The sequence below is a fragment of the Kitasatospora sp. NPDC052896 genome, from assembly GCF_044547075.1.
GTDB lineage: Bacteria > Actinomycetota > Actinomycetes > Streptomycetales > Streptomycetaceae > Kitasatospora.
Genome location: NZ_JBITZU010000001.1, coordinates 316,638 through 341,511 on the forward strand (window position 1 = coordinate 316,638; position 24,874 = coordinate 341,511).

A 24,874-nucleotide genomic window follows, 5' to 3' on the forward strand; every position below is an offset into this window, starting at 1 on the left:
CCAGCCTCCGCAGCCGGCCGGCTTGCCCCCGACCCGGGATCACCTCACCCGACGCCGGCGTACGAGTGCTTGCCCGTGATGAAGATGTTGACGCCGTAGTAGTTGAAGAGGAAGCAGGCGAACGCCAGCAGGGCCAGGTAGGCGGCCTTGCGGCCCTTCCAGCCGGCGGTGGCCCGGGCGTGCAGGTAGCAGGCGTAGATCACCCAGGTGATGAAGGACCAGGTCTCCTTCGGGTCCCACTCCCAGTACTTGCCCCAGGCGGCCTCGGCCCAGATCGCGCCCGCGATGATGGTGAAGGTCCACAGCGGGAACACCAGCGCGTTGATCCGGTAGGAGAGCTTGTCCAGGCTCGCGGCGGACGGCATCCGCTCCCAGATCGAGGCGGCGGTGTTGAACGGGCCGGTGGTCCTGCCGGCCGCGATCCGCTTGTCGTAGGCGTCCTTGCCCAGGTAGAGGGCGGTGGCCACGAAGCCCGCGTGGAAGGCGCCGCCGCAGATGATCGCGGTGGTCACGTGGATCGCCAGCCAGTACGAGTGCAGGGCCGGAACCAGCTGCTCGGAGTCGGTGTAGAGCACGCTGGTGGCCAGACCGAGCGTCAGCGTCGAGGTCACCACGGCGGGCAGGCCCATCCAGCGGACCGGCTTGCCCATCACCAGCAGCACCAGGTACGCGCCGATGATGGTGAAGGAGAAGGCGCAGGAGAACTCGTACATGTTGCCCCACGGCGGGCGCATCACCGAGAGGCCGCGGGCGAGCACGCCGCCGCCGTTGCACAGCGCGCCGAGGACGGTCAGCGAGACCGCGATCCGGCCGGCCAGGTCGCCCTTGGCGCTGCTGCCGGCGGCTCCCGGACCGTCCACCCCGAGGCCGTCGTCGTCCCGGCCGCTGGTGACCACGATGGCACCCTCGCCGGCCAGCTTGGTGCGGGTCAGCGTGGTGGTGCCGCCGCCGGCCGAGGCGACCGTGACGGTGACCTTCTTGGCCGCCTTCTCCGCCTCGGCCTTGGCCCCGATGGTGGCGGCGGCGGCGGTCTCGGCGAGCGTGGCGCCCTGCGCGTCGGAGCGCTGGGCGACCGCGCCCTTGCTGCCGAAGGTCCACTCGAAGAGGTGAGCGAACATGGCCAGCATGTAGACGAACATCGCCGACCAGATCAGCTTGTTCGACAGGTCGGCCAGATGGGCGTTGACCCCGGTGACGTTGCTCACCGTCTACTCCTTCGAGTCCGTGTCGGCGGGATGGGCGGGGGCTGCCGTGCCGTCGGGGTCCGACGGCTCGGGTGCTTCGGGTTGCCGATCGGGATCGGCTTGGGAAGGCTTGTCGTCACCGGCCGAGCCCTCCGGGGCGTCGTCGTCCGGCTCCTCTTCGTCGAGGTCCAGCGCCGGCGCGTCGTCCTGCAGGTCGACGGCGAGTTCGGCCAGCTCCTCGGCGATCCGCGCCGACTCGCTGCGGGCCAGACCGGCCAGCTCGACCAGGGTCCGGCCGTCCGGGCCGACCACCGCGCGCACCCAGATCCGGCGGCGCTGCACGAAGAGCGAGCCGATCAGGCCGAGGATGGCGAGCACCGCGCCGGCCAGCGCGATGTCGTTGCCGGGCCGGTGCGAGACGCTGAAGGTCGCCCACTGCTTGTAGCCGTCGAAGGAGAGCGTCCCGTAGCCGTCCGGGAGCTGCCAGGCCTCACCCGGCGTCATCTTGACCTTGGCGATGCCGCCGTCCTGCTGCATCTGGGTCAGGTGCGTCAGGTCCAGCTCGTAGATGTTCTGCGGGGTCCCGGAGTCGGTGCCCAGGTCGCCCTGGTAGCCGGTCAGGATCAGCGCCGGGTTGGCGTCGCCCGGGAAGAGCGAGACCGGCCCGGTGGTCGGCCCGAAGTTGGCCGGCGCGGTCGGCAGGAAGAATCCGCTGAAACCGAGCTGGACCTTCTTGCCGTCCTTCTCCCCGTAGTCGGCCACCTTGATCACACCGGTCGAGGTGAGGTTGTTGTCCTGCGGCAGGAAGGGCACCGCGTCATGGAAGACCACCTGGCCGGCGGCGTTCTTGACGGTGATCACCGGGGCGTAGCCGTGGCCGATCAGGTAGACCTTGCTGCCGCTGATCTCCAGCGGGTGGTTGACCTGGATGTCGCCGGGCTTCAGCTTGGTCGGGTCGGCACCCTGCCAGTAGTGGATGTGCGCGGTGAACTCGCGGGCCTCGCCGATCTGGTCACCGGTGGTCTGGTACACGGCGGTGAAGCCGTCCAGGTTGAACCCGAACGGGTCGAGGTCCTCCGGACCGTAGAAGGCGGAGCCGGTGAAGTCGTCCAGCTGGGTCACCGTGTTGGTGTAGCCGCCGCCCTCGATCACCAGTTTGCCGCCGGTGCCGCTGGCCAGGCTGGCCCAGGCGAAGCCGGCCAGCAGGGCGAAGAGCGAGAGGTGGAAGAGCAGGTTGCCGACCTCGCGCAGGTAGCCCTTCTCGGCGGCGACCGCGTCGCCGGCCAGGTGGGCGCGGAACCGGCGCTTGCGCAGCAGCCGGTGCGCGGCGGCCACCGCGGTCTGCGGGTCCGCGTCGGTCTGCCAGGCGGCGTAGACCGGCATCCGGGTCAGGTTGCGCGGCGCGGCCGGCGGCGCGGAGCGGATCACCCCGACGAACTGCCAGGTGCGCGGGATGATGCAGCCCGCCAGCGAGATGAAGAGCAGGATGTAGATCGCCGAGAACCAGACCGAGCTGTAGACGTTGAAGAGCTGCAGCTTGTCGTAGAGCGGGGTGAGGCTCTTGTGCCCGGCCTTCCAGGTCTGCACCTTGAGCGAGTTCTCGCTCTCCTGCGGGATCAGCGAGCCGGGGATGGCCGCCAGCGAGAGCAGGAAGAGCAGGATCAGCGCGACCCGCATGGAGGTCAGCTGGCGCCAGGTCCAGCGCAGCCAGCCGAACAGCCCTATCCCGGTCGGCCCGTCCGACTCGACCGGGGCGCTGCTCAACCGCTCGGCGGACTCCTGGTCCGTCGCGGGCTTGAGTTCGGTGTCACTCACGGTCAGAATCCGATCGAATCTTGCGGGACGAGGTACTGAAGCTGGTTCACCATGGACTGCCAGGCGCCGGTCACCAGCAGCAGCCCGACCGCGACGAGCATGCCGCCGCCGAGCCTCATCACCCACTGGTAGTGGCGCTTGATCCAGCCGAAGGCGCCGATCGCGCGGCGGAACGCCAGGGCCGCCAGGACGAACGGTACGCCCAGACCCGCACAGTAGACCGCCATCAGGAAGGCGCCGCGCCAGGGGCTGGCCTGGTTCATCGACAGCATCTGCAGCGCGCCCATGGTCGGGCCGATGCACGGGGTCCAGCCGAGTCCGAAGACCATGCCGAGCAGCGGGGCACCGAACAGCCCGACCACCGGACGGCGGTGCGAACGGATCTCCCGGGTGCTGAAGCCGGGCATCAGGCCCATGAAGGCCAGGCCCATCAGGATGGTCAGCGCGCCCATCACCAGGTTGATGGTGTGGCTGTACTCGCGCAGCGTCTGCCCGAAGAAGCCGAACAGGGCGCCGCCGGAGACGAAGACCGCGGTGAAGCCGAGCACGAAGAGCGCCGAGCCGAGCAGCATCCGACCGCGCCGGGCGCCGCGCGCGTCGGCCAGGTCGGCGGCCGAGAAGCCGGTGACGTACGAGAGGTAGCCGGGGACCAGCGGCAGTACGCAGGGCGAGAAGAACGAGACCAGGCCGGCCGCGACGGCGACCGGGATGGCCAGCAGCAGCGGTCCGCTGACCACCGTCTGGTTGTTCTCGCCCAGCGCCAGCAGCGCCGAGGTCACGAGCTCTTCTCCGCCAGCACCGGCGTGAGCATCGACTCCAGGTCGCCCGGCGGCAGCGCCCGCAGCGCCCGGGCGGCGAGCCGGCCCTCACGGTCGATCACGATGGTGGTCGGGATCGCCTGCGGGTTGAGGCTGCCCTTGGGGAACTTGAGGATCTGGGTGCCGTCCGGGTCGTAGATGCTCGGGTAGGTGATCCCGTTGTCCTGCTCGAAGATCCTGGCGTTGGTCGGGTCGGTGTCCCGGGTGTTGATGCCGAGGAACTGGACGCCCTGCGACTGGTACTTCTGGTACACCTGCTCCAGCCCCTTGGCCTCGGCCCGGCAGGGCGAGCACCAGGAGCCCCAGATGTTGAGCACGACGATCTTGCCCTTGTAGTCGGCGAGCGAGACCGGCTTGCCCTCCAGGTCGTTCCCGCTGATGGCCGGGGCCGGCTGGCGGTCGGCGGCCGCGACGGTGTCGATGCCGTCGGCGCCCATCACGAAGCCGGCCTGGGAGGTGGCGCCGGAGTCGGCGCCCGTGGAGCTGCACCCGGCGAGGGTCAGCACGGCGACCGCGGCGGTGATGGCCGCGGCCAGACGAAGGCGCGAGGAGGACCCCCCGGCCGAAGGCTGGGTGGGGGTCTCCGGGGCCGAGAACGGGGGGAGCGGCGTACCAGACATGTGAAAAGTTTCGCATGTGACTTTGGGGGGCTTTAGGGGGGTCCGACCTTGCGAGTCGGACCCCCTCTGAGCTGCGGGTGTAAAGGCCGGATCAGTGCCGCCTCAAGCCCGTCGGGCCTTATCCGGCCAGCTCAGGCCCCGAAGCTCTTCGCCACCGGCGCGTCGCCCCTGCGTCCCTTGCCGACCAGGTGGGCCGGCAGCAGGTCGCGGGCCGGCTCGCGGTAGCCGATCGAGACCAGCTTGTCCCCCTCGTACGTGAAGCTGGTCAGCGAGGCCAGCGAGCACTGCCGCTTGCGCGGGTCGTGCCAGAGCCGGCGACGCTCGGCGAACGAACGGGCCGTCCAGATCGGCAGCTGGTGGCTGACGCAGACCGCCTCGTGCCCGCGCGCCGCGTCCCGGGCCGCGGCCAGCGCGCCCATCATCCGGACCGCCTGCTCGATGTACGGCTCCCCCCAGGACGGGCGGAACGGGTTGGTGAGGTACCGCCAGTAGGCCGGGTTGCGCAGCGAGCCGTCGCCCACCCCGAAGGTCTTGCCCTCGAAGACGTTCTCCGCCTCGATCAGCCGGGGGTCCACCGCGACGTCCAGGCCGTGCACGCCGCCGATCGGCGCGGCGGTCTCCTGGGCCCGCTCCAGCGGCGAGGCGACCACGTAGGTGATGTCGTGGTCGGCCAGGTGGTCGGCGACCCGCTCGGCCATCTGCCGGCCCAGCTCGGAGAGGTGGAAGTCGGGCAGCCGTCCGTACAGCACGCCCTCCGGGTTGTGCACCTCACCGTGCCGCATCAGGTGGACGACGGTGGTCTCGTTGGCGCTCATCGGTGCGGGTTCCTCAGCTCTCGTGGGGGCGGGCCTGGGCGGCGGCCTGGGCGGCGGCCGGCAGCGCGGCGGCGATCCGCTCGATCGCGCGCTCGTCGTGCGAGGCCGAGACGAACCAGGACTCGAAGGCGGACGGCGGCAGGTAGACCCCGTCGGCGAGCAGGCTGTGGAAGAACCCGGTGAACCGGAAGGCCTCCTGACGCTTCGCCGACTCGTAGTCCGTCACCGGCTGGTCGGTGAAGAAGACCGAGAACATGTTGCCGGCCTTCTGCAGCCGGTGCGCCACGCCCTCCTTGGTCAGCGCCTCGGTGACCAGGCCGGAGACGGTGTCGGCGACCTTGTCCACGGTGGCGTAGACCTCGTCGGTGCAGCCGCGCAGCTGGGCCAGCCCGGCCGCGGTGGCGATCGGGTTCCCGGAGAGGGTGCCCGCCTGGTAGACCGGACCGGCCGGCGCGAGGTGGGCCATCACGTCGGCCCGGCCACCGAAGGCCGCCGCCGGGAACCCGCCGCCCATCACCTTGCCGAAGGTGAGCAGGTCCGGGGCCCAGCCCTCGTGCGCGGCCTCCAGGCCGTACCAGCCGGCCTTCGAGACGCGGAAGCCGGTCATCACCTCGTCCGAGACGAAGAGCGCGCCGTTCTCCCGGCAGAGCCGGGCCAGGCCGGCGTTGAAGCCGGGTGCCGGCGGCACCACGCCCATGTTGCCGGGCGAGGCCTCGGTGATCACGCAGGCGATCTCGCCCGGGTGCGCGGCGAAGGCCTGCTCGACGGCGGCCAGGTCGTTGTAGGGCAGCACCAGGGTGTCGCCGGCCTGGGCGCCGGTCACCCCGGGGGTGTCGGGCAGCGCGAAGGTGGCCACCCCGGAACCGGCGGCGGCGAGCAGCGCGTCCACATGACCGTGGTAGCAGCCGGCGAACTTGATCACCTTGGCCCGGCCGGTGAAGCCCCGGGCCAGCCGGATCGCCGACATGGTGGCCTCGGTGCCGGACGAGACCAGCCGCACCTGCTCCACCGGAGCCACCCGGGCGACGATCTCCTCGGCCAGCTCGACCTCGCCCTGGCCGGGCGTGCCGAAGGAGGTGCCGCGGGCGACCGCCTCCCGGACGGCGTCCAGCACGGCCGGGTGCGCGTGGCCGAGGATCATCGGCCCCCAGGAGCAGACGAGGTCGACGTACTCGCGACCGTCCGCGTCGGTCAGGTAGGGACCGGCGCCGGACACCATGAAGCGCGGCGTGCCGCCCACCGCGCGGAAGGCGCGCACCGGCGAGTTCACCCCGCCGGGGGTGACCCGCGACGCGCGGTCGAAGAGCGACTGGGACTGAGGTGCTTCATAGGGGTAGCTCACGAGAACCCATCCTCTCAAACCACGCCGCTCTCAAATCGTGTCCTTTACCTCTGCATGTCGGAGCCGATCATCTGGAACGATGATCCGTGTGCGCCTACCGCAGGTTCGTCCCGCACACTGGAGGGGTAACACTCGTCTCCAGCGCGCGGTACTGCCGGTCACGGGCAGCCGATGTCGCACGCCCGCACGACATGGTGAGCATGGCCTCGTACACCTGTTCTGGTGTAGAGGTTGTGTGAACGCGGCGGGGGTGCGGCGACGGGGTTGTATGGACATACAGCCGCGGGTGGGCGGACAGCGGCAACGGGTGGCATAACGGGAAAAGAGGACTTCCGGCTGGACACCGGAGGTCCGGGGGTCTGTCGATTCCGGCGAATTCCGGTGAGGATGGTCCGAGTGTCCGAGGCGCAGGACGGCTTCGAGGAGGCCACGGCGACGGGTCCGGGTCACGGCAGGACGGCTGCCGGGTCCGGCGAGAGGGGAAGGCGGGGTGAGGGACGGGTGGGGGTGACCTACAAGTACTTCGGTGCGCCCGACCGCGCGACCGCCGCGAGAGTCCCCACCGCGCTCGGCCCCGGCGGCCTCGGCCTGGACGCCGGCGAACTCGGCTCGCTCGGACGGCTCGGGGACCTGATGGAGACCAGCGGCTCCCCCAACGGCCACCTCTCCACCAAGATCAAGCCGGAGACGATGAGCGCGATGGTGCTCACCGGCATCCAGGGCGTCCCGCTGCACCAGGTCCCACCGCTCGAACTGGTCGTCCTGCACCCGGACTACGCCGTCGTCCAGCTCCCGCACACCGTGGTCGAGCCGCTCCGCAAGGCGGACGTCACCGAACTCGGCGCCGCCGCCTTCATCTGGTCCACCGTCCCCGACCGCCGCGGCCCGCGGGACGCCTTCGTCATCTACACGATGCTGCACGAGTGGCAGGACTTCGCCAACCGGCTGCACGACGCGGGGCACCAGCTGTACTGCCTGGTCTGGCCCTGACCTGCGGCTTTTCCGTCTCCTGAGGGCCGTCCGACAGCAGTCCGACGGACCCTCGGGGGGCGGACTTCGGACCGCCGGGGCACATTGAGGGCACATCGCTCCGAAAGTGCCCCGAGGGCTACCGGCCGCCCCGGTCTTACGCACAGGTGATCGACCACCCTACGCTCGCCCGCATGGATCTTCCCGACTGCGGCTGCCTGCTCTGCGACACGGCTGGCAACCCCTCCGACTGGGATGCGCGCGACAGCCGCATCGCCGGGAACATCCGCGAGTACGACTGGCACGTCATGGGGGTAGCCGGCGGCGACCTGCCCGGCGACTGGTCGTACTCCATCGGGCTCTGGCACACCCTGCGCAGTCCCGGGGTCAGCTTCTTCGGTACCCCCATGCAGACCGGGATGCGCATCGTCAACGCCCTCGCCCACCGGATCCGGGCTGGCCACCCACTGGAACCGGACCAACACCGTGACGACGTCCTGGGCGGCGGCTTCTCGGTCGCGATCCGGCCCGCCCACCCGAGCTGGTACTTGAGCTTCTTCGGTGCCGGCCTCGACTTCTACCAGCGGCCGCCACTGCCCATCACCCAGATGTTCTGGCCGGACAAGCAGGGCCGCTTCCCCTGGGACGAGGGCGTCGAGGAGACCTGCCGCGCCTCGCAGCCGCTCCTGTGGATCCCGCGCGAGGAGTCGTCTGGACCATGGGCCGACGAGGACACGAACCACCGCTGGCCCTTCCCCACCAACCTGCCTTTCCATGACGCCCTCGCCTCCCCCGCAGTCATCCAGGGCACGACTCGCGTCTCACGCGCTGTCAGGAGCAAGGCCGGTAACTGGAGCTTCTGCCCGGAGGGCCACACCGACGACGAGTTGCAACAGACCACCCTCGGCCACGTGGTCACCCACCACCCGGATCTGAAGGCCCTCTCCTGGCTCGCGGCCGGCGGCGAGGCACGGCGCGATCTTGACGGGAACTGGCCGCCGCAGCCGTGACGCTCGGCGACCAGTTCGCCGAGCTAGGCTGACGGGAGGGCGCGTCCAGGGAGCTGCTCCCCCCAGCCCAGCGTCCAGTGATGGCAGATCAGCTCTCGAAGAGGCTGGCGAAGATCGCGTCGAACTCACAGCTCTCGATGGTGGATCCACCGCTCAACAGCGCCCGAATCGAGTCACCATCCGGGTACTGTTCGCAGAACTCCTGCGCCTGGGCCAGCTTGTCTGTGCTCTTGCCCCGCGGGTAGTAGCTCTCGATGTCGCCCCGTTCGAGGACATAGATCCGCTCAGCGCGAAGCTGCTCGAGGAGTTGCTCCTTGAGCTCCTTCACCTGCTCATCAGTCGGGTCCTTCAGCTCTGCCCGACGCTGGCTACGGCTCTCGTTTCGCTCGAAAAAGGCATCCATCGCAGCCACGACTTCGTCAAGGCTTCCGATTCCCGCAGCATGGCTCTCCCTGGCGTCCTTGACGGCTCGCCATTGCCGTTTGATCTCGCCCGAGTCCTGCATCGACTTCAGCTGCGCGCGTGACAGCTCTCCTGAGGCCGACGCCAGGTCCCCCAGCCTCTTCACCAGCTGCTGCCGCAAGTCGCTGTTCGACCTGCTGGCCCCGAGCTTGTCGAACCCGTCAGTGATGGCGTCCAGGTCAACCAGCACCGAAACCCGGACCCCGAACCGCTCGAAGAACTCCCGATAGCGCGCCACCCCGGCCTTGCCACCAAGGCGGGCGATCGCGATCGACCGCTGCTCGAAGTCCCATTTCTCATTGAGCGCCTTAGCCAGGTGCGGGATCAGGATGTGGTCACTGTCCCCTTCCACCAGCAGGACGTCGTTGCAGAAGAAGCCGGCGTCGTTGTTCTCCTGCCGGATCAGCTGGAACTGGTCCTTCAGCGTGAGGTCCGACAGATCGATGGGGAATGCCTTGGCCTCAGGCGGGGAGGCTGTGTAGTCCTTGGTCAGCTTGACAAAGGTGCCGGTGGCCTGGGGACTGAAGAAGCTGCTGGAGTGCGTGCTGACCAGGACATGATTGTCCTGGGCGAACACCTTGAGAGATTCGAACAGCTGGCGCTGCGCCTGCGGGTGCAGGAAAAGCTCAGGCTCCTCGAAGAGCAGCAGGTAGGGACGGGGGCTCGCACTTGGGTCCGTCTCCCGCTCGCTCGCACGAAGGTCAGCGTAGGTACGCAGGATCGCAAAGGTGACCGAGCGGCGCAGTCCGTCGCCCTTGCTCTTGAAGTCGCTCCGGATACCGTCGTCGATCGCGATCCGAGCGTTCGATAGGACGCTGCGAAGCTCCGGTGGCGGGAACTCGATGCTGATCGATGCCCTGGGGAAGGCTTGCTGAAGGTTGCCCTCCAGCATCCTCTCGATCGTCTTCACCTGAGGGAGCCGCTCGTCCTTGGGCGAGCCGTCGGTCTCCATCTGGACGTTCAGGGCTCTGTGGAGCTCACTGAACATCTTCTCCATCTGATCGAAGTGGCCTTTGGTCTGGCTGAGCAGGATGCCGAGGAGCTTGCCAAAAGATGCCGCTTCACCGGTCTTGAGATCGTCGCTGAGATCCTTCACCGCCGGGATGTAGATCACCTCGGGCAACAACGCCTGCACCGAACTCGGCATGCCAGTAGGAAGGTCAACGGGTCCGATCACCAACTCGGCTTCGGGTAACTCGGCAATCAGATCCTGCACCGCGTCCCGGATGGCCTTCTGCGTCGGCTTAGCCGGCAGCACGCCGTGCAGCTCCGGGAACTGGTAGACGGCCGCCTCGCGCAGCTCCGGGTTGACCTTCTTGGCCATCATCTCGCTGACCGCTTCTGGCCGGAACCGAGGATCCCGCGGCACCTTGGTCATTCTGCGGAGCTCGCTCTTCCCGCCCTCGCCGTAGATCCGCGAAAGCACCAGCCGACCATCCTCGACCACCTGCGCGATCCGCTGCCGGTGCTCCTGCGCGAGGCGGGCCAGATCCGTCTCCCCGATGTCAGTCAGGGTGACCTCGACCTGGAGGTCGGCGCTGTGATCGTAGTAGTCGGTCGGCTTGAGCGACGGCCCGTTGAAGAACACGTCCAACGCCTGCAGGACGGTGGACTTACCCGCGTTGTTCTCGCCGATGATGCACCCGAAGGATGACATCGGCAGGCTCAGCTCCCGGACCCCTCGGAAGTTCCTGATGACCAACTGGGAGATACGCAAAGCCAGTTCCTCGCCGTCGTCCGCCTGCCGTCCGATCACCTTAGAGGATCACTTCCGAGATCATCAGCCACGAGCGGTAGTTGACGTTGCCGCCGAGGCAGGTTGTAGCGCATCCGTCGTACGCCATGACAGTCGGTGCTGGGCGATAGCGTGTGGCACTCACCGCGGATGACGTTCCATGTGGATACCGGCCAGCTACTTCGCCCCGACGGCGGCCCTCACCACCGAGCTGGGCTCCCTGGACCTCCACGGTCCGGACTGCAGCGCGCCGGCGGGGCTGGGCTTCGTCGAGATCCACGACTACCGATGGCGTACGCCCCATCAGCAGTTCTCCACCGCTGAAGGTCGTGCCGCAAACACGTGTGAACCGGAGCGAGCGGCCGGGATACGGTCCCCGGATGGAGCCCACGAATCCCGCCTGTCCCTTGCACGGGTCCGGCATCGACCCCAGCACTCTGCTCGGGCGGCGGCTTGTCCGGTTGTCGGCATCGTGGCACTCCCAGGAGGGGCAGCCTGTCGACGGCCCGGTCGAGCTGTGGCTAGGCGATGATCAAGGCGGGTCCACCGGTATCTCGATCGGCACGGACTGGTGCCTCCTGGTTGAGGCCTCCAAGCCCCACGACGGCTTCGACGCGGGCGGCTGGGGTCGAATCGACGTTCTTCCCCTTCGTACCGTGAACCCGCTCGCCAGCCACTTCGGGGCGGTCGTGCTCGGCGTGCGAGAGGAGTGGGTGCCGAGAACCGGTCGCATGGCGCTTGAGCTGGACCTCATCTCGGGCAGCGTTCGATGCGAGAGCTGGGGCGGCGATCTGCGCATCCTGGCCGTCGAGAGACCAACGGGCCAACCCGACACCGATCACCTGCCATAACCGCGAGCACGGCCAGCGCGATCACGGCATCCGAACTCATCGGTACAGCCGCACCATCGGGTGCGCTCGCCGGAAACCACCTGCCTCACAGTCCGAGCGGCAGAAGCTGAACGAGGCCGACGCAGGTGCGGGCGTCAGTCTGAGCGTGGACCGCACGGACCCTCCAGCGCCCGGCGGGCAGTGGAATAGGGGCCTGCTCAGGCAGTCCCCCAGCCGGATACTCGACGTCCAGCTCGGCTCCCGGGGTGACCGAGTCCATCAACACCGCCGGGCCGTCCGTCTCCCAGGTGCCGCACTCCTCCCAGACCGTAGCGGGATCGGCGATGACGGCTCCGGCCGCAGTCAGCAGATCGGCCTCGGAGTCGGCTGCCAGCCAACGGACGACGGCCTGATGCTCCGGGAGATAGCAGCTACTGGCGGGCTCGTCTGCCAACACCAGCGCCCGGGCATCAGCCGTGCCCACCTCGATCACATCGGCCAGGCCCTCCACCTCGCACGCCCGGTCGTAGTCGTCCGGGGTGTCTGTGTCACCGATGACCATCCCCGCTCCCGTGCAGCCGCCCCACTCGACCAAGGCCGAGACCGGAACGACTATGAGCGGGCCGCCTATCGATTCAACCCAACCCCGGGCCTGATGAGTGGAACTGGCTTCCACGGACGCTGAGGTAGTCATGCCGCCAGTGTGCCCGCAGCCCCTGACAGCACCACGCCGGACTTGCTCAAACAGCATCTCGGCGAAACCGCTGGCAGTGCCGACCAGAAGCCTTGGACTATCGGATATGACGGCTGGCAGACCAACAGCCGGGCCGGACTCAGCCGCCCCCGCGCGGCTCTGATGCTCAACTCCGTTGCCCTGACGTTATCTCCCGTCGATACTGCCTCGATGACCGACAAATCACAGCCGCGGTACGGGGAACACGTGGTGAGCTGGACCACCATCTGGGACGAACTGAACCCAGACCCCGACGACGCTGGCGTTCCACCGCACGGCGACCACGAAGCGGCAGAGATGCACCGCCTGCGCGGGCTTGTCATGGCCCAGGCTGCGGAAACCGAGGCCGCCCTGGGCGCGATCCTCAAACAGGTCGACCCAGCGGTCAACATCGAACGAATGACCGCCGGGCAGCTCCTCAGCACCCTTCAGCAGAAGCTCAGTCCCAACGCAGGTAGCAACCAGGCGATCGCACTCGACTTCATCAGGCAGGCCATCAGGCGCCGTAACCACTCGGTCCACAACACGGTGCGCGTCGGACACTCATGGAGGTCCTACACCACGGGCGGTGGCGAGTGGGTCTCCGTTATCAGCATCATGGGCGACAGCGAGTACGACGAGCACGACCTCCTCGCCGACCTTGCCTTCCAGCAAGAAGCAACGGTCGCAGCCGCACGCCTTCTCATGTCCCTCAGTTGATGAGCCCATCGACTCCCCGGTACCGGCGACTGGGTGGCAGGCCGCTTCGCTCAACTCTGCACGAGGCCCTCGTCGGCCCTGCCGAGCAGGAAGTCATCGGTGGCGGAGCGGCTCCGGCCCTCGCTGCTCGGCATCAGGTGGGTATAGGTCCGGAGCGTGAAGCCGGGGTCGGAGTGGCCGAGGTAGACGGCGAGGGCCTTGATGCTGGTGCCGCCTTCGAGCTGGGCCGAGGCGTAGGTGTGGCGGAGGGCGTGCATGCCGTCCTGCGGGGCCGCCTCGAAGTACTTCGAGCCAGTCGTGCGCGGCGGGATGACGCCGGCGTGCACCAGGGCCCGCTTCCAAATGCCCTGGTTGAAGACGCTCCGGTTGTGCGGCTGGCCCTTGGAGTCCACGAAGAGGAGGCGGAGGGTCTTCGGCTTGCCCTCCGGCTCGTGCCAGGGCAGCGTCACGGACGTCCGTTCGAACTCCTTGAGGTGGGCGCGCAAGGCCGTGGCCGTGGTCGACGACAGCGGGACCGAGCGGAGCTTGTTGCCCTTGGGCAGCGCGAAGACCATCTTCGAGCCGACGAAGCGGATCTGCTGGTTCACGTGCAACCAGCCGCCCCTGAAGTCGATGTCATCCTCCGCCAGGGCGAATATCTCCCCCTGACGGAGGCCGCAGCCGACCCCGACCGCACCGCCCGCGCGGAAGTTCGCGGGGAGCCCATCCAGGACGGCGAGCACCCGCTTCCGGGTCCACGGGACGACGCGCTTCCCCGAAGCCTTGGGGAACTTCACAGACGACGCCTTGCAGGGGTTCCGCCGCAGGATGCCCGAGTCGACGGCGGCGTCGAAGATGCTGCTGAGTACGTCGCCGATGCCGCGGATGGTGGACGCCTCCAGCGGGACCTCCTGCAGCTCCTTGATCCAGAGGCGGATCGGCTCGGGGTCGTTGAACACCCGCATCTCGTGGTGCCCCAGACGCCCGATCACGTGGTTCCTGATCACCCCCTCGTACCGGACCTCGGTAGTCGGACCCGCCGTGTTCCCCTTCAGCCACTTCTGGGCGTACTTCGCCAGCGTGATCTTGGTAGCCGCCGGATCGATGTACGTGCCCTGGTCGAGGGTGACCTTCAGCTCGGCGGCACGGGCGTCGGCCTTGACCTTGGTCTCGAAGTCCTCCTTCTTCTGGGTGCCCTGGGGGTCGCGGTAGCGGACCTGCCAGCGCTTGCCCTTGCCGTGCTCGGCGGTCGGGTACTTGCCCCTGTGCTCGCGGCATGCCTTGTCGGTCGGGCGGGGGTAGGTCTTGTGCCAGGTGTCGTAGACGGTCGCCATTCGGCTCCTTCGGTCGGGGGCATGGAGATGCGCGGCCGAGTGGACGGCAGCGTGAGTGGGTGATGGAGAGAAGAGCCGCGCCGCGAGCGAACCGCGCATCCGATAGGGCAGCGATCAAGGCGCGCTTCGGGCGGGTGTTGGATATTCATCGACCGGCGGCCGTTTGTCAAATAATTGGCTCTCGGGAGCCCCAATGGGGCTCGATAGCCCCAGATGGTTCCGGATAGCCCCGGGCAATCCGCGCTCTTCCGCGAGCGACAGTGTGCATGGACGCGCGCAGCGTTCAGTTGAGCGCAGGACGTGCGCTGAGCTGGCCCTTGACGGCGCAGCAGCCTCCCACTAGGCACCCCGTTCAAGATCTTTTGGCGGATCTCCGCGAAGTCCTTGCATGGGAGATATGGCGGCCCTTACGTTCATTACCGGCGCCTTCACCTGCGAGGCGGCGATCGCGCACCCAGCTCGGCCGACGACTCGCAGGCCCTTTTTAGGTTTTTGGCCGCCGCCCGCGCATACTGCCCGAAGCGCGTTCGCAGGAGGTTCCCGCAAAGGGGACCTGGCCGATTTTTTGGAAAACGGCCGGCCCTCCTGCTGAACTTCTTCCCGCCCCGAAACAGGCCGCCCACCGGAGCGGCCTGCTTCCACCTGCCCTTGTTCCCAACCCCACGGAGACCGCGTGCCCAAGTCCCCCCGCGCCACCACCACCGACCGCCGCCCGCTGGCCACAGCCCAGGAGCTCGCCGACCACCTCCAGGTGCCCCTCGACACCGTCTACGGGTGGAAGCACCGGGGCCAAGGCCCGAACGCGATCAAGGTCGGCCGGCACCTGCGCTACCGGTGGACCGAAGTGGATGCCTGGCTGGACGGCCGGAGCGCCGGCCGCGCCGCCTGACTGAGCCGCCCTGGCGCGCTCATCTTCCGCTTGCCGGCGCCCGGGGCGCCGAGGAGCTCTGCACACCCCTCCCATCGATCAACCCAGCGGCATCGGACCGGATGGTCCCGTGCCGCACTGAGGAGTTCCCTTTTGACGAGCATCTTCCCCGTCCCTGCAGAGGGACCATCTTGTGATCCGGACCGGCCGCCCGTGCGGGTGCCCGGTGATCCGGGCCGCCACCGGCTGACTGACGACACGGCGGTCCACACCGAGGCGAGTGGTCCGTCCACCGGTCCGGTGGACCGGACGAGCCGGTCCGTCCACACGCCTGTGGACAGCGCGCAGGGGCGTGCGGACCAGTCCCGGATCGACGCTTCCGTCCCCGGGACCGTGGCAGCGGTCGGTCCGCAGTTGGGGACCGAGCACACCGGTGGTCCCGGACCGGAATCCGGAGCGCTACCGCAGTTCGGGGACCGGTCCGGGGCGGACCGTCCCGAGGTGGGGACCGGACGGACCGTCGGTCCGCACGCGGCGACCGCTGCCGGGAACGGTCCCCGCATTCGGACCGCCGCTGCGAACGGTCCGCTGCGGTCGGCGGAATTCGCCGAGCCGTTCGGGGACCGGTCCCGGACCGACGGTCCGGAGGCGCGGACCGTTGCCTCGGATGGTCCGGTCCACCGGGCCGCCGTCCCAGCGGGCGGACGGTCCGCCGGTCCGCCGTTTCGGTCCGTTGGTCCGGACGGTCCGCAGGTGGGGGCCGGTCCGGTGAACGGTCCACCGGACCGGCCCGGTCCAGACGCGGTCCCCGGGGACCGAGGTGCGGTGCTGCTGGACGAGCTGCAGTCGGCATTCGCGCGATTCGTGGTCTTGCCGTCCCCGCACGCACTGGCCGCGGTGACGCTGTGGGTGACCGCCAGTCACCTGCAGCCCGCGTGGCAGCACGCGCCCCGGCTGGCGGTGGTCGGTCCGGCGAAGCGCTGCGGCAAGTCGCGATTGCTGGACATCATCACCGAGACGGTCCACGAACCACTGATCACGGTGAACGCCAGCCTGCCCGCCGTCTTCCGCTCGATCACCGAGGAGGATCCGCCGACCCTGCTGGTAGACGAGGCGGACACACTGTTCGGCAGCACGAAGGCCGCCGAGCGCAACGAGGAGCTGCGTGGTGTGCTGAACGCCGGTCACCAGCGCAACCGCCCTGCCCTGCGGATCGTCGGTGGCGGGCCGGAGATGCGGCCGGGCAAGTTCCCCACCTTCGCCATGGCCGCCCTGGCGGGGATCGGCAACCTCCCGGACACGATCATGGACCGGGCAGTGGTCATCCGGATGCGCCGCCGCGCCCCCGCCGAAACGGTCCAGCCGTTCCGCTCGGCCCGCGACATCCAGCCGCTGCACGACCTGCGCGACCAGGTGGCGGGCTGGCTCCGCCCACTGCTGCCCACGGCCACCGGCTTGTTCCCCGACATGCCGGTGAACGACCGCGCCGCCGACACCTGGGAGCCGCTGGTGGCCGTCGCCGACCTGGCCGGCGGCCACTGGCCCGCCACCGCGCGGGCCGCGTGTTCGGTGTTGTGCGCTCAGGAGGCCAGTCTGGAGGAGGACGGCGACGGCGCCAAGATCCGCATCCTGCAGGACATCCGCACCGTATTCGCCGCTCTCGGAGATTCGCCGACGCTCGCCACCAGCACGCTCGTGCACCAGCTGCGGGAGTTGGAGGAGGCGCCGTGGGCCGAGTACGGCATCAACGGGCTCACCCCGCGCGGCCTGCAGTTGCTACTCAAGGACTTCGGCGTGTCCTCGTCCAACATCCGCTTCCCCGACGGCAGGCAGGCCAAGGGCTTCGCCCGCAACGACTTCCTCGACCCGTGGCGGCGCTACTGCCCCGAGCCCGCGCCGTCGCACCCAGCAGGCGGCACGGCGGTCTCAGCCGCCCCGTCCTGACTGGTCCCACCCGTCCCACCCTCTGCGCTCACGCCCTTGTCCGGCCTACCCGGTACGAGTGCGACGAGTGCAACCACTTCACGCCCCCTCACCTAAGGAACTGTCGCTTGACCGACATCACCACCAACGGCTACACCCTCAACCTCCGCGCCACCTTGAGCGGGAGCGCCGACGATCAGCGTGATCTCCTCGCAGCCTCCGCCCGCCAGCTGATCATCGATCACGACAACCTGCTGGCCGGGCGCGGTCTCACCCGGCACCCTGACCTCATCGCCCTCCAGCTCGACCTGTTCGGTCACGTGACCGGGCCCCTTCGCCGCGCCAGCCGCAAGGAGCGCAGCTCCGGCCTCTGGGCACCGCTGTCCGCCTATGACGCCCACACCGAGCTCGGTAAGACGGTCACCGAGTATCGCGAGCAGGGCCGTGACTATAGCGATTTCGGACAGCTGGTCCTCTTCGTCCTGCGCCAGGGCAGCCTCCCGCAGACCAGCTGAGCACGGCGAGCTCACGCCGCCCACGCGATCACCTGAGCAGCCGACCAGCCGCCGCCCCGGCCCTGCTGGGCCGGGGCGGCACCCCACCAACCGCTCAGCGAGGAGACCGCCATGCCCAAAACCGCCAGGACCGCCGCCGCCAACTCGCGCACTCAGCAACGCAGCCCGGGCCACGTGGCAGCAAGTTGGGCCGTGTGGAGTCCACACGGCGACGGTGCCCCCGCGGGGGTACCCGCCGCTGCTGCTTCCGCCCCAGGGGTGGCAGAAGCAGCAGCAGGATCCGGCCCGGGGGTGCCGGTGGAAGACGAGAGTTCGCCGGCGCCGTCGGCCGATCGCGCCGAGCACGACCTGGGTGTCATGCCGGGGATCCGGCACCGCCAGTACCTCAAGACCCGCCGCCGCAACCGCTGCCATCCGGTCTTCAGCGACCAGGAGTGGGCCGCCGTCGAGGCCGCCGCAGCAGCCAGCAGTCTCAAGCCTGGCGGCTACGCCGCCGCCGTCACCCTGGCCGCAGCCCTCAGCGAGAACCCCGAGGCCGCCGTCGCCGACATCCGCCGCCTGCTGGAGGAACTGATGGAGGCCGACCGGCAGGTCGCCGCCATCGGCAACAACGTCAACCAGATCGCCTTCCACCTCAACGCCGGCGGCTCGCCGCCGGAGTACCTCCAGCTCGCCATGGCCCGCGTTGTGCAGGCCCTGGACGGCATCGACGCCGCCTCCGCCTCGATCATCGGACGGTGACTTCCTGATCCCCAGCATCGACCACAACGGCGGCGGCACCTACGCCCTCATCCGCTACCTGTACGGGCCCGGCAAGGCCGACGAACACGAGGACCCGCACATGATCGCCTCATGGAACGGCTTCGCCCCCGACCCTGCCCCCGAGCGCGAACGCGGTCCACGCGACACCATCGCCAAGCTCGCCGCCCAACTCGACCTTCCGGTCAATGCCCTGAGCCCGGCTGACCGGAACGCGCCCACCGTCTGGCATTGCTCGGTCCGGGCCGCACCCGAGGACCCGATCCTCACCGACGTGCAGTGGGCCACCATTGCCCGGCGCCTCCTGCACGCGACCGGCATCGCACCCAGAGGCGACATCAAAGCGTGCCGCTGGGTCGCCGTGCGCCACAACGCCGACCACATCCACATCGTCGCCACCCTCATGCGCCAGGACGGCCGCACGCCCAAGAACGGACGCGACTTCACCCGCGCCCAGCGCGAGGCCCGCAAGATCGAGATCGACTACGGGCTAAGGCGGGTAGCGCCCGGTGACGGCACAGCCGCCAAGCGCCCTACCCAGGCCGAACAGCACCGCGCCAAGCGCCTCAGCCAGGCACAGCCCGCCCGCGAACGCCTGCGCTCCACCGTCCGCCTGGCCGTCGCCGCCGCCCAGAACGAGGAGCAGTTCTTCCTCGCCCTCGACCAGCTCGGCGTCCTACACAAGAAGAGCCTGCTGCCGTCCGGCGACGTCAAGGGCTACAGCGTCAGCTTCCCCGGCGAGAGCGCCTGGTTCAGCGGCAGCACCCTCGCTTCCGACCTCTCCCTGCCCAAGATCCGCAAGCGCCTGGCCGCCGTCGATCCCAACTCCCATCCCAGCAAGAACACCTCTGCCTGGCGGCGGGCCAGCCGCGCGGCCGAGGCCATCCCGCACACCCTGCACAGCAGCGACGACGAAACCGGCCAAGCCCACATCGCCGCCCTGTCCGAGCTCCTCGACGTCACCGCCGCCCTCAGCCCAGCCCGACACCGCGACCGGCTCCACCACGCGGCCGACCTCTTCGAACGCGCCAACCGCTCCCGTATCAAACCCCGCCACCACAAGGCCAGCGCCCTGCACAGGGCTACCCGCGAGCTCTTCCGCAGCGGCGGACCCAAGGACGGCGGCACCCTCGCTGCCCTCCTGCTCCTGCTCGCCGTCGCCGCGCTCGCCGCCGCCGAATGGCACCAGCAGCGCGGCCACCAACAGCAGTACGAAGCCGCCTGGCAGACCGGCACCCACCTGCAGGCCACCTACCACCAGGTCGCCGCCCAGCCCCTCGCCGACCTCACCCGCCGCACCCCCGACACCAACACCCTCACCCGCTACGAGCACACCCTACTCACCGTGCTCCCCGACCACGCCCAGCGCATCACCACCGACCCCACCTGGCCCGCCCTCGCCGTCGTCCTCCACTACGCCGAACAAGTCGGCCACGACACGGACGAGCTCCTCGGCCAGGCTGCCCAGCCGCACAACCTCACCAACGCCAACTCCCCAGCCCAGCAGCTCCTGTGGTCCGTCAGGAACCGCACCCGTACTGGCAAGACCACCGCCGACGAGCGCACCACCGCAGCCCTCCTGACCAAGACCGCCAGCACAGCACGCACAACCACCACCGCGACGCCCTCCGCCCCCGCACCAACCCCGCTAGCCGCCGGCCGGGCCGCGAACGATCCTGCCCGCCGACGCTGACCCGACCAGGAGAAATCCCCTGCCCCGCGCCCCGCCCAGCAGGCTCAGACCCCAGCCCAGCCGTCACCGGCCACCAAAACCAATCCCACCACTTCAAGGACCTTCATCACTTTGGCTGAGCCCACCTGCCGCCTCGACGTCCTCCTGCTGCTCAACAAGGCCGACTTCATCTACCGCCCCGATACCAAGACCTGGTCCCACCACGACGGACGCCCCTTCACCGAGGCCGAGCAGGCTACGGCCCATGGCGCCACCGACGTGGAGCTCGCAACCCTCTCCTCCGTGTACAAGATCGGGATCGATCACGGCCTCGGTGATCCGGCCCACGCCATACGCATCCTCCGGTACCGGTACTCGATCAAGCTGTCCCATGGCGCCACCGACGAGGACATCGTCGCCGCCATGACCGACGAGGACCGCGCCGAGCACCAGCGCCTGCGCAGCGTGATCCGGACCGGCATCCGCGCCGAGGTCGTCACCCTGCTGCTCGACGCCGACCTCCCGGCCTACCTCGAGAAGAACACCTGGACCCACCACGACGGACGCCCGTTCACCAAGGAGGAGAGGTCTCTCGCCTGCAGTTGCTCCCTGAAGGAGATGGACGCCGCCCTCGCGCAGATGCAGCTCCAGCTCGACTTCGAGCGCGAGCAGGAAGCCGACGCCGCCTGTGCCTTCGGCGCCCTGATGGACAAGTACTTCGGCGACGTCCCCGACGGCACCCTGATCCGCGACCCCGCCTCCGCCATGACCGAAGAGGACCGCATCGAGTACCTGCGCCTCTCCTACATCGTCGGTCCCGCGCCCGTAGTCATCACGAACCGCGACAAGGGCTAACCTCCACCATTCCGTGGCCGGAGAGCCGCACGGCCAAGATGTCGATGTGATGTCCATTCCGGCGGCCGGGAACCACCCCGGCCGCCGTTCGTCTTGTGGTGTCTGCGACCGTCACCAACACGGAAGGGCGCTACATGACCGACTACGAACCTGCCTTCCACGACCCTCACCTCGAGTCCCGCCAACCCGTCATTCGCGCCGTCCCCCACCCCGACGAACTCGACGCCCGCGGCATACCCGTCATCTGCCCCCGCTGCCGTGCCCGCCGCGACTGGCTCCTCCTCAGCGTCGGCCGCCAGGTTTTCGTTCGCTGCCGCTGTGCCCACGAGTGGCACGAGCCCGACCTCACCCGCGCCTACTTCGACCTGCACTTCACCGAACCCGAACACGAGTGGGCCAGCTTCGACGAGGCGATGACGGCGCTCGCCTTCGACGGCCTGCTCGCGGGTACTACGTGGGATTGATCTCCAAAGTCGGCCGGGGCCAATGCTGTTCGGCGTTGGCCGCGGCGGACGTGGTGCCGCCCTGGCCCGGCCATCGCTGCGCGGGAATCGAATAGGCCGTCCCTGGTCAGGGCGGGACCTACCGCCGTTGGAACGGCCAGCTGCCGCGACGATGCCGGCCGGGCCGTCTGCCATCGGCATCGCGTCCCTCGGCATCCTCAGCGAGCAGACGGGGGCGTGATGGCTCGTCGCCGAGGAGGATCGAGCGCCAGACCCGTTCCTGGAGTTCCCGGATGCAGGGGCCACAGGCGTACATCGGCGCCTGGGCACCAGCCACGCTCGCCGGACCGATCCACAGGACCCGGGTCCACTGCTGCCCGCAGTACAGCCAGCAGAACCCGTCGACCCAGTGGTTGCCGTCGTCGGTGGCCGGCGGGCTGGGCAGGCCGCCACGCGCGAACTCGGCGATACCGGGGATCACCTTGTGCGGCACGGCCAGCTCGGTCAACACGAGTTCACCTCCCTGGTCCGCTTCCGTCGTCCGGCGGGCCAACAGGCGGCTGGGCCCTGTCGGCTGCGCCGAGCCCCGAGGTCCGGCTGACCCCCAGCCCGTCCATCGGTGTCCACTCGTGCTCCAGGATCGAGTAGGTGATCGAGTCGCGCCAGGCGCCACGGACGAAGACGTGGTCGCGGATCCGGCCATCCTCGGTCATTCCGGCCCGCAGGAGCGTGCGGGCCGACGCCTCGTTCAGCGGCGAACGGGCCGCCCAAATCCGGTGCAGACCAAGGGTGTCGAACGCCAGCGCGCACAGCAGATGGACCGTCTCCGTACCGAGGCCCTTGCCCCACTCGGCCGAGTGCAGGGCGAATCCGACGGTGGCCGCCTGCTGAGGTTCGGTCGCCAGGCGCGCGTAGCCGATCAGCTGGTGCTCGCCGAGCCTGGTGACGGCGAGGCAGTACTCGGTCCTCGGGTTCTCCTTCGCCGACGCGATCGAGCGGTCGGTGATCAGCTGGACTTGGTCCGGCGTGCGGGGCTCGAAGCTGAGGTGCCGAGTGGCTTCCGGGTCGCCGTAGATGGCGAGGAGGGCGTTGGTGTCCTCGGGTTCGACTTCGCGCAGTGCCAGGCGGGGGCCGGCCAGGTGGACTGGGTGCATGGCTGCGGAGCCTACCGGCGCGGTCACCGGATGAGGACGGACGTCGGGGTCGCGGTGAAGGCTTCGATCTCCTCCCGGAGGCTGGTGATCGCGTGGCCCCCGCGCCGGCCCTCGGCGTGCAACGCGCTGTGGACTCGCTGGGCACTGCTGATGATCCCGAACATCCTCTGTTCGATGGGCAGGTCGAGCACGGGCCGTACGGCTTCGGCCGCGCCCTCGATCTCGCCGAGGGCGATACGGGCGAGGGCAAGGTCGGTCTGGGCGCCGGCCTCGTCACCGAAGGCCCACTCGTCCTCGGACGCGTTGCGGTAGGCATGGACGGCGGCCTCCGACCGGCTCTCACCGAGGGCAGGGTCCTCGCCCAGGTGAACGGTCGCTTCGGCGGCGTAGTAGAGCTGGCGGGGTACCGGGAAGGTCATGATGCCGCCGAAGGCGTCGAGGTCGTCGGGTTGGACGGCCTCGCGGGCGTCCTCGGCCTGTTGGATGGCTGCGCGGGTGGCCTCGCCATCGCCGAGGAGGGCCTGGGCGCGGGCGGAGAGACAGGCCAGCCAGACGCTGGTGGTACCCCGGACACTGCGGGCGCCGCTCTGGCCGACGGCGGCGTACTCGGCGGCCTCGGCGGGGCGCCCGGCCCAGTAGGAGATGAGCGACTGGAGGGAGCGGACCCAAGCACGCATGGCGTGGTGGTCGGCGTTGTCCGCGCACACGAAGGCGGTGCGGGCCTGCATCATCGCGGCGCTCGGGTTGCCGAGGTCGTGACTCGCTTTGGCGAGCATGCCGGAGGTGATGCCGGCGAGCAGGTACAACTCGCGTGCCTGCGCGGGCTTGACCCGTCCGTGCTCCAGCAGGCGGAAGGTGAGGTCCTGGACCTCGATCAGGTCACCGAACAGCGTCGGGAGCGCCAGTCTCGGGTACGCGACGGTCAACCGCCGTACCTCATCCTGGATCTGGCCCAGCGTTTCCGGACCGATGCTGCTTCCCTCCGCCATCGCGGTGAACCGGAGCGCGCGACGAGCCGCCATCGCAACCTGCCTTTCCAAATCCGTAGTGCCCGCGCCGAGGCGGGTTTCGCTGCTGAACGGGCCACCAGCAGGCAGTTCGTCTGCCTGCTCGAACGGGAGGAGGACAGGGACCTGCCGTGGCGGCGGGATGACGAGCGGGGGCGCGGTCGCGGGTTCGGGCTTGAAGCCGTCCGGGACCGGCGCAAGCAGCAGGTCGATGCCGAAGCCGAACATGGCCTCCAGCACCCGGCACTGGTCCGGGTACGGCCGGGTCTTGACCGCACCGCCGTACCAGCGCTCGAACTGCCGCTTGGAGACGGACAATCCCCTGAGCCGGGGGTCGTTCTCCTCCTGCGCGAGCCGGTCCGCCGCCGCTTCGAACCGCAGCCGGAAGGTCTCGTGGACCTGCCAGTGCCGCTGTAGCGCCAAGACCCTTAACAGGGTGGGAGTTTCAGCCACCGCAGGTCCTCTCCGGTCCCCGTTCGTCTGCTCTGACGATAGCCGTGACCGATCAGCAGGAAACCCGTCCGGGCGCCGTGCGAACCAGATGACGGCAGCCATGACGGCGGTCATGACGCACGACGACGTGAACACCACTTCGAGCCCGGTCATGACGGCGGCCTCGCGACGGCTGCGATGGCGTAGCGGCGCCTCCCCGCTCGGCGCATGCTGAACGGCACTTCGCTGTCCGTACATCCACGACAGCGAAGCGTGTGCCCGTCGAACCCTTGCGCGAGCCCCACCCTTGTGGCCGGCGGCTTGCTCTGTCGCCTGGGAGCCCGCCATGCACGAAGACCACGTCCGCCCGCCGTGCGAGCCCGAGATCGCCGAGTGCGGCTTCTACCTCTCGCACCGCCCCGACGGTTTCGTCCTGCACATGAGCGCCAGTCCTGAGCACCTGGCCGAGATGCGCTCTCGCGTCTTCAAGGCCGTGACCTCGGCCGGAGCAGCCGAGGAGGTCGCCGAGGCCGCCCGTCTGGTGGCCAGCGAACTGGTCGGCAACGCGATCCGGCTGTGCGGCCCGCACGCACCGGTGATCGTCTCGCTGGCCAACGCCGACGAAGAGGTCGTGGTACAGGTCCATGATCCCGAACCATCCGCACTACCGAGTCGGTCCCCCGAGCCACCGGACAACCCGCATGCCAGGAACGGCCGCGGTCTGTGGATCCTCGACGCTCTCGCCCCGGGCTGGACCGTGAAGCCCACCCTGGTCGGCAAGCAGATCACCTGCACGCTGCCGCGCGAGGAGTTCGCGGCGGCCTGACCCAGCTGCTCCGGCGTAAGAACAACACATCTCCTCGCGCCGGACCGCGCAACCGCTCCCCGCGTCCGGGACCGG

Annotated in this window: 25 protein-coding genes; 12 read left to right on the plus strand and 13 right to left on the minus strand. The window is 69.3% G+C overall.

The window, feature by feature from the left end:
• Window positions 1-44 precede the first annotated feature (44 nt).
• The 6 genes from ccsB to hemL form a co-directional block, all read right to left on the minus strand.
• A complete protein-coding gene (gene ccsB, locus ACIGXM_RS01470) occupies window positions 45-1,205 on the minus strand; it encodes a c-type cytochrome biogenesis protein CcsB (protein WP_396555622.1) in 1,161 nt (386 codons plus the stop codon).
• 3 nt (window positions 1,206-1,208) lie between these two features.
• A complete protein-coding gene (locus ACIGXM_RS01475; RefSeq protein WP_396555624.1) occupies window positions 1,209-2,999 on the minus strand; it encodes a cytochrome c biogenesis protein ResB in 1,791 nt (596 codons plus the stop codon).
• Window positions 3,000-3,001: 2 nt separating this feature from the next.
• Window positions 3,002-3,778: a cytochrome c biogenesis CcdA family protein gene (locus ACIGXM_RS01480; protein WP_396555626.1), complete on the minus strand. Its 777-nt coding sequence runs from the start codon at window positions 3,776-3,778 to the stop codon at window positions 3,002-3,004.
• Window positions 3,775-4,437 (minus strand): TlpA family protein disulfide reductase, encoded by a 663-nt coding sequence (locus tag ACIGXM_RS01485; protein WP_396555628.1) that lies wholly within the window; start codon window positions 4,435-4,437, stop codon window positions 3,775-3,777. The genes ACIGXM_RS01480 and ACIGXM_RS01485 overlap by 4 nt, the downstream gene beginning before the upstream one ends.
• Window positions 4,438-4,568: 131 nt before the next feature.
• The gene (locus ACIGXM_RS01490; protein ID WP_396555630.1) at window positions 4,569-5,252 is read right to left on the minus strand and encodes a histidine phosphatase family protein; all 684 of its coding nucleotides are present in this window, start codon (window positions 5,250-5,252) and stop codon (window positions 4,569-4,571) included.
• A 13-nt stretch (window positions 5,253-5,265) separates the two neighbouring features.
• The gene (hemL, locus tag ACIGXM_RS01495; RefSeq protein ID WP_396555632.1) at window positions 5,266-6,594 is read right to left on the minus strand and encodes a glutamate-1-semialdehyde 2,1-aminomutase; all 1,329 of its coding nucleotides are present in this window, start codon (window positions 6,592-6,594) and stop codon (window positions 5,266-5,268) included.
• A gap of 507 nt (window positions 6,595-7,101) precedes the next feature.
• Between hemL and ACIGXM_RS01500 the strand changes: the two genes are divergently transcribed.
• Together ACIGXM_RS01500 and ACIGXM_RS01505 are read left to right on the plus strand one after the other, a co-directional pair.
• On the plus strand, window positions 7,102-7,584 hold the full coding sequence (locus tag ACIGXM_RS01500) for a hypothetical protein (RefSeq protein WP_396555634.1): 483 nt from the start codon (window positions 7,102-7,104) through the stop codon (window positions 7,582-7,584).
• Between the two features lie 173 nt (window positions 7,585-7,757).
• On the plus strand, window positions 7,758-8,573 hold the full coding sequence (locus ACIGXM_RS01505; protein ID WP_396555636.1) for a DUF4262 domain-containing protein: 816 nt from the start codon (window positions 7,758-7,760) through the stop codon (window positions 8,571-8,573).
• 88 nt (window positions 8,574-8,661) lie between these two features.
• Here ACIGXM_RS01505 and ACIGXM_RS01510 read toward each other — a convergent pair whose 3' ends face one another.
• Entirely contained in the window at window positions 8,662-10,791 is a 2,130-nt protein-coding gene (locus ACIGXM_RS01510) for an ATP-dependent nuclease (RefSeq protein ID WP_396555638.1), read from the minus strand.
• A gap of 359 nt (window positions 10,792-11,150) precedes the next feature.
• Between ACIGXM_RS01510 and ACIGXM_RS01515 the strand changes: the two genes are divergently transcribed.
• Window positions 11,151-11,621: a hypothetical protein gene (locus tag ACIGXM_RS01515; RefSeq protein WP_396555640.1), complete on the plus strand. Its 471-nt coding sequence runs from the start codon at window positions 11,151-11,153 to the stop codon at window positions 11,619-11,621.
• Window positions 11,622-11,706: 85 nt separating this feature from the next.
• Here the strand turns inward: ACIGXM_RS01515 and ACIGXM_RS01520 are convergent, their stop codons facing one another.
• Window positions 11,707-12,294, minus strand: a complete 588-nt coding sequence (locus tag ACIGXM_RS01520) for an Imm21 family immunity protein (RefSeq protein ID WP_396555642.1) — start codon at window positions 12,292-12,294, stop codon at window positions 11,707-11,709.
• Window positions 12,295-12,336: 42 nt separating this feature from the next.
• On the opposite strand from ACIGXM_RS01520, the gene ACIGXM_RS01525 reads away from it, so the two are divergent.
• Window positions 12,337-13,032, plus strand: coding sequence for a hypothetical protein (locus ACIGXM_RS01525; protein ID WP_396555644.1), 696 nt, complete (start codon window positions 12,337-12,339; stop codon window positions 13,030-13,032).
• A gap of 50 nt (window positions 13,033-13,082) precedes the next feature.
• On the opposite strand, the gene ACIGXM_RS01530 is transcribed toward ACIGXM_RS01525, so the two are convergent.
• The gene (locus ACIGXM_RS01530; protein ID WP_396555646.1) at window positions 13,083-14,345 is read right to left on the minus strand and encodes a tyrosine-type recombinase/integrase; all 1,263 of its coding nucleotides are present in this window, start codon (window positions 14,343-14,345) and stop codon (window positions 13,083-13,085) included.
• Window positions 14,346-15,018: 673 nt separating this feature from the next.
• On the opposite strand from ACIGXM_RS01530, the gene ACIGXM_RS01535 reads away from it, so the two are divergent.
• The 3 genes from ACIGXM_RS01535 (at window position 15,019) to ACIGXM_RS01545 (ending at window position 17,651) form a co-directional block, all read left to right on the plus strand.
• Window positions 15,019-15,234, plus strand: coding sequence for a helix-turn-helix transcriptional regulator (locus tag ACIGXM_RS01535; protein ID WP_396555648.1), 216 nt, complete (start codon window positions 15,019-15,021; stop codon window positions 15,232-15,234).
• A gap of 804 nt (window positions 15,235-16,038) precedes the next feature.
• Window positions 16,039-17,157 (plus strand): DUF3631 domain-containing protein, encoded by a 1,119-nt coding sequence (locus tag ACIGXM_RS01540; RefSeq protein WP_396555650.1) that lies wholly within the window; start codon window positions 16,039-16,041, stop codon window positions 17,155-17,157.
• A gap of 107 nt (window positions 17,158-17,264) precedes the next feature.
• Window positions 17,265-17,651 (plus strand): hypothetical protein, encoded by a 387-nt coding sequence (locus tag ACIGXM_RS01545; protein WP_396555652.1) that lies wholly within the window; start codon window positions 17,265-17,267, stop codon window positions 17,649-17,651.
• 11 nt (window positions 17,652-17,662) lie between these two features.
• Here ACIGXM_RS01545 and ACIGXM_RS01550 read toward each other — a convergent pair whose 3' ends face one another.
• Window positions 17,663-17,803, minus strand: coding sequence for a hypothetical protein (locus tag ACIGXM_RS01550; protein ID WP_396555654.1), 141 nt, complete (start codon window positions 17,801-17,803; stop codon window positions 17,663-17,665).
• Window positions 17,804-17,942: 139 nt separating this feature from the next.
• Between ACIGXM_RS01550 and ACIGXM_RS01555 the strand changes: the two genes are divergently transcribed.
• The 4 genes from ACIGXM_RS01555 (at window position 17,943) to ACIGXM_RS01570 (ending at window position 21,401) form a co-directional block, all read left to right on the plus strand.
• Entirely contained in the window at window positions 17,943-18,392 is a 450-nt protein-coding gene (locus ACIGXM_RS01555) for a MobC family plasmid mobilization relaxosome protein (RefSeq protein ID WP_396555656.1), read from the plus strand.
• A complete protein-coding gene (locus ACIGXM_RS01560) occupies window positions 18,337-20,103 on the plus strand; it encodes a relaxase/mobilization nuclease domain-containing protein (RefSeq protein ID WP_396555658.1) in 1,767 nt (588 codons plus the stop codon). The genes ACIGXM_RS01555 and ACIGXM_RS01560 overlap by 56 nt, the downstream gene beginning before the upstream one ends.
• 111 nt (window positions 20,104-20,214) lie before the next feature.
• Window positions 20,215-20,937 (plus strand): hypothetical protein, encoded by a 723-nt coding sequence (locus ACIGXM_RS01565; RefSeq protein WP_396555660.1) that lies wholly within the window; start codon window positions 20,215-20,217, stop codon window positions 20,935-20,937.
• A gap of 134 nt (window positions 20,938-21,071) precedes the next feature.
• On the plus strand, window positions 21,072-21,401 hold the full coding sequence (locus ACIGXM_RS01570) for a hypothetical protein (protein ID WP_396555662.1): 330 nt from the start codon (window positions 21,072-21,074) through the stop codon (window positions 21,399-21,401).
• Window positions 21,402-21,519: 118 nt separating this feature from the next.
• Here ACIGXM_RS01570 and ACIGXM_RS01575 read toward each other — a convergent pair whose 3' ends face one another.
• The 3 genes from ACIGXM_RS01575 to ACIGXM_RS01585 are packed head-to-tail and all read right to left on the minus strand — an operon-like array spanning window position 21,520 to window position 24,147.
• Window positions 21,520-21,891: a hypothetical protein gene (locus ACIGXM_RS01575; protein WP_396555664.1), complete on the minus strand. Its 372-nt coding sequence runs from the start codon at window positions 21,889-21,891 to the stop codon at window positions 21,520-21,522.
• Between the two features lie 4 nt (window positions 21,892-21,895).
• A complete protein-coding gene (locus ACIGXM_RS01580) occupies window positions 21,896-22,534 on the minus strand; it encodes a GNAT family N-acetyltransferase (protein WP_396555666.1) in 639 nt (212 codons plus the stop codon).
• Between the two features lie 23 nt (window positions 22,535-22,557).
• Window positions 22,558-24,147: a hypothetical protein gene (locus ACIGXM_RS01585; RefSeq protein ID WP_396555668.1), complete on the minus strand. Its 1,590-nt coding sequence runs from the start codon at window positions 24,145-24,147 to the stop codon at window positions 22,558-22,560.
• A 172-nt stretch (window positions 24,148-24,319) separates the two neighbouring features.
• Here ACIGXM_RS01585 and ACIGXM_RS01590 point away from each other — a divergent pair, with 172 nt between their 5' ends.
• Window positions 24,320-24,799 carry an ATP-binding protein gene (locus ACIGXM_RS01590; protein ID WP_396555670.1) on the plus strand — a complete coding sequence of 160 codons (480 nt, stop codon included), beginning with the start codon at window positions 24,320-24,322 and terminating at the stop codon, window positions 24,797-24,799.
• The last annotated feature ends 75 nt before the right edge of the window (window positions 24,800-24,874 follow it).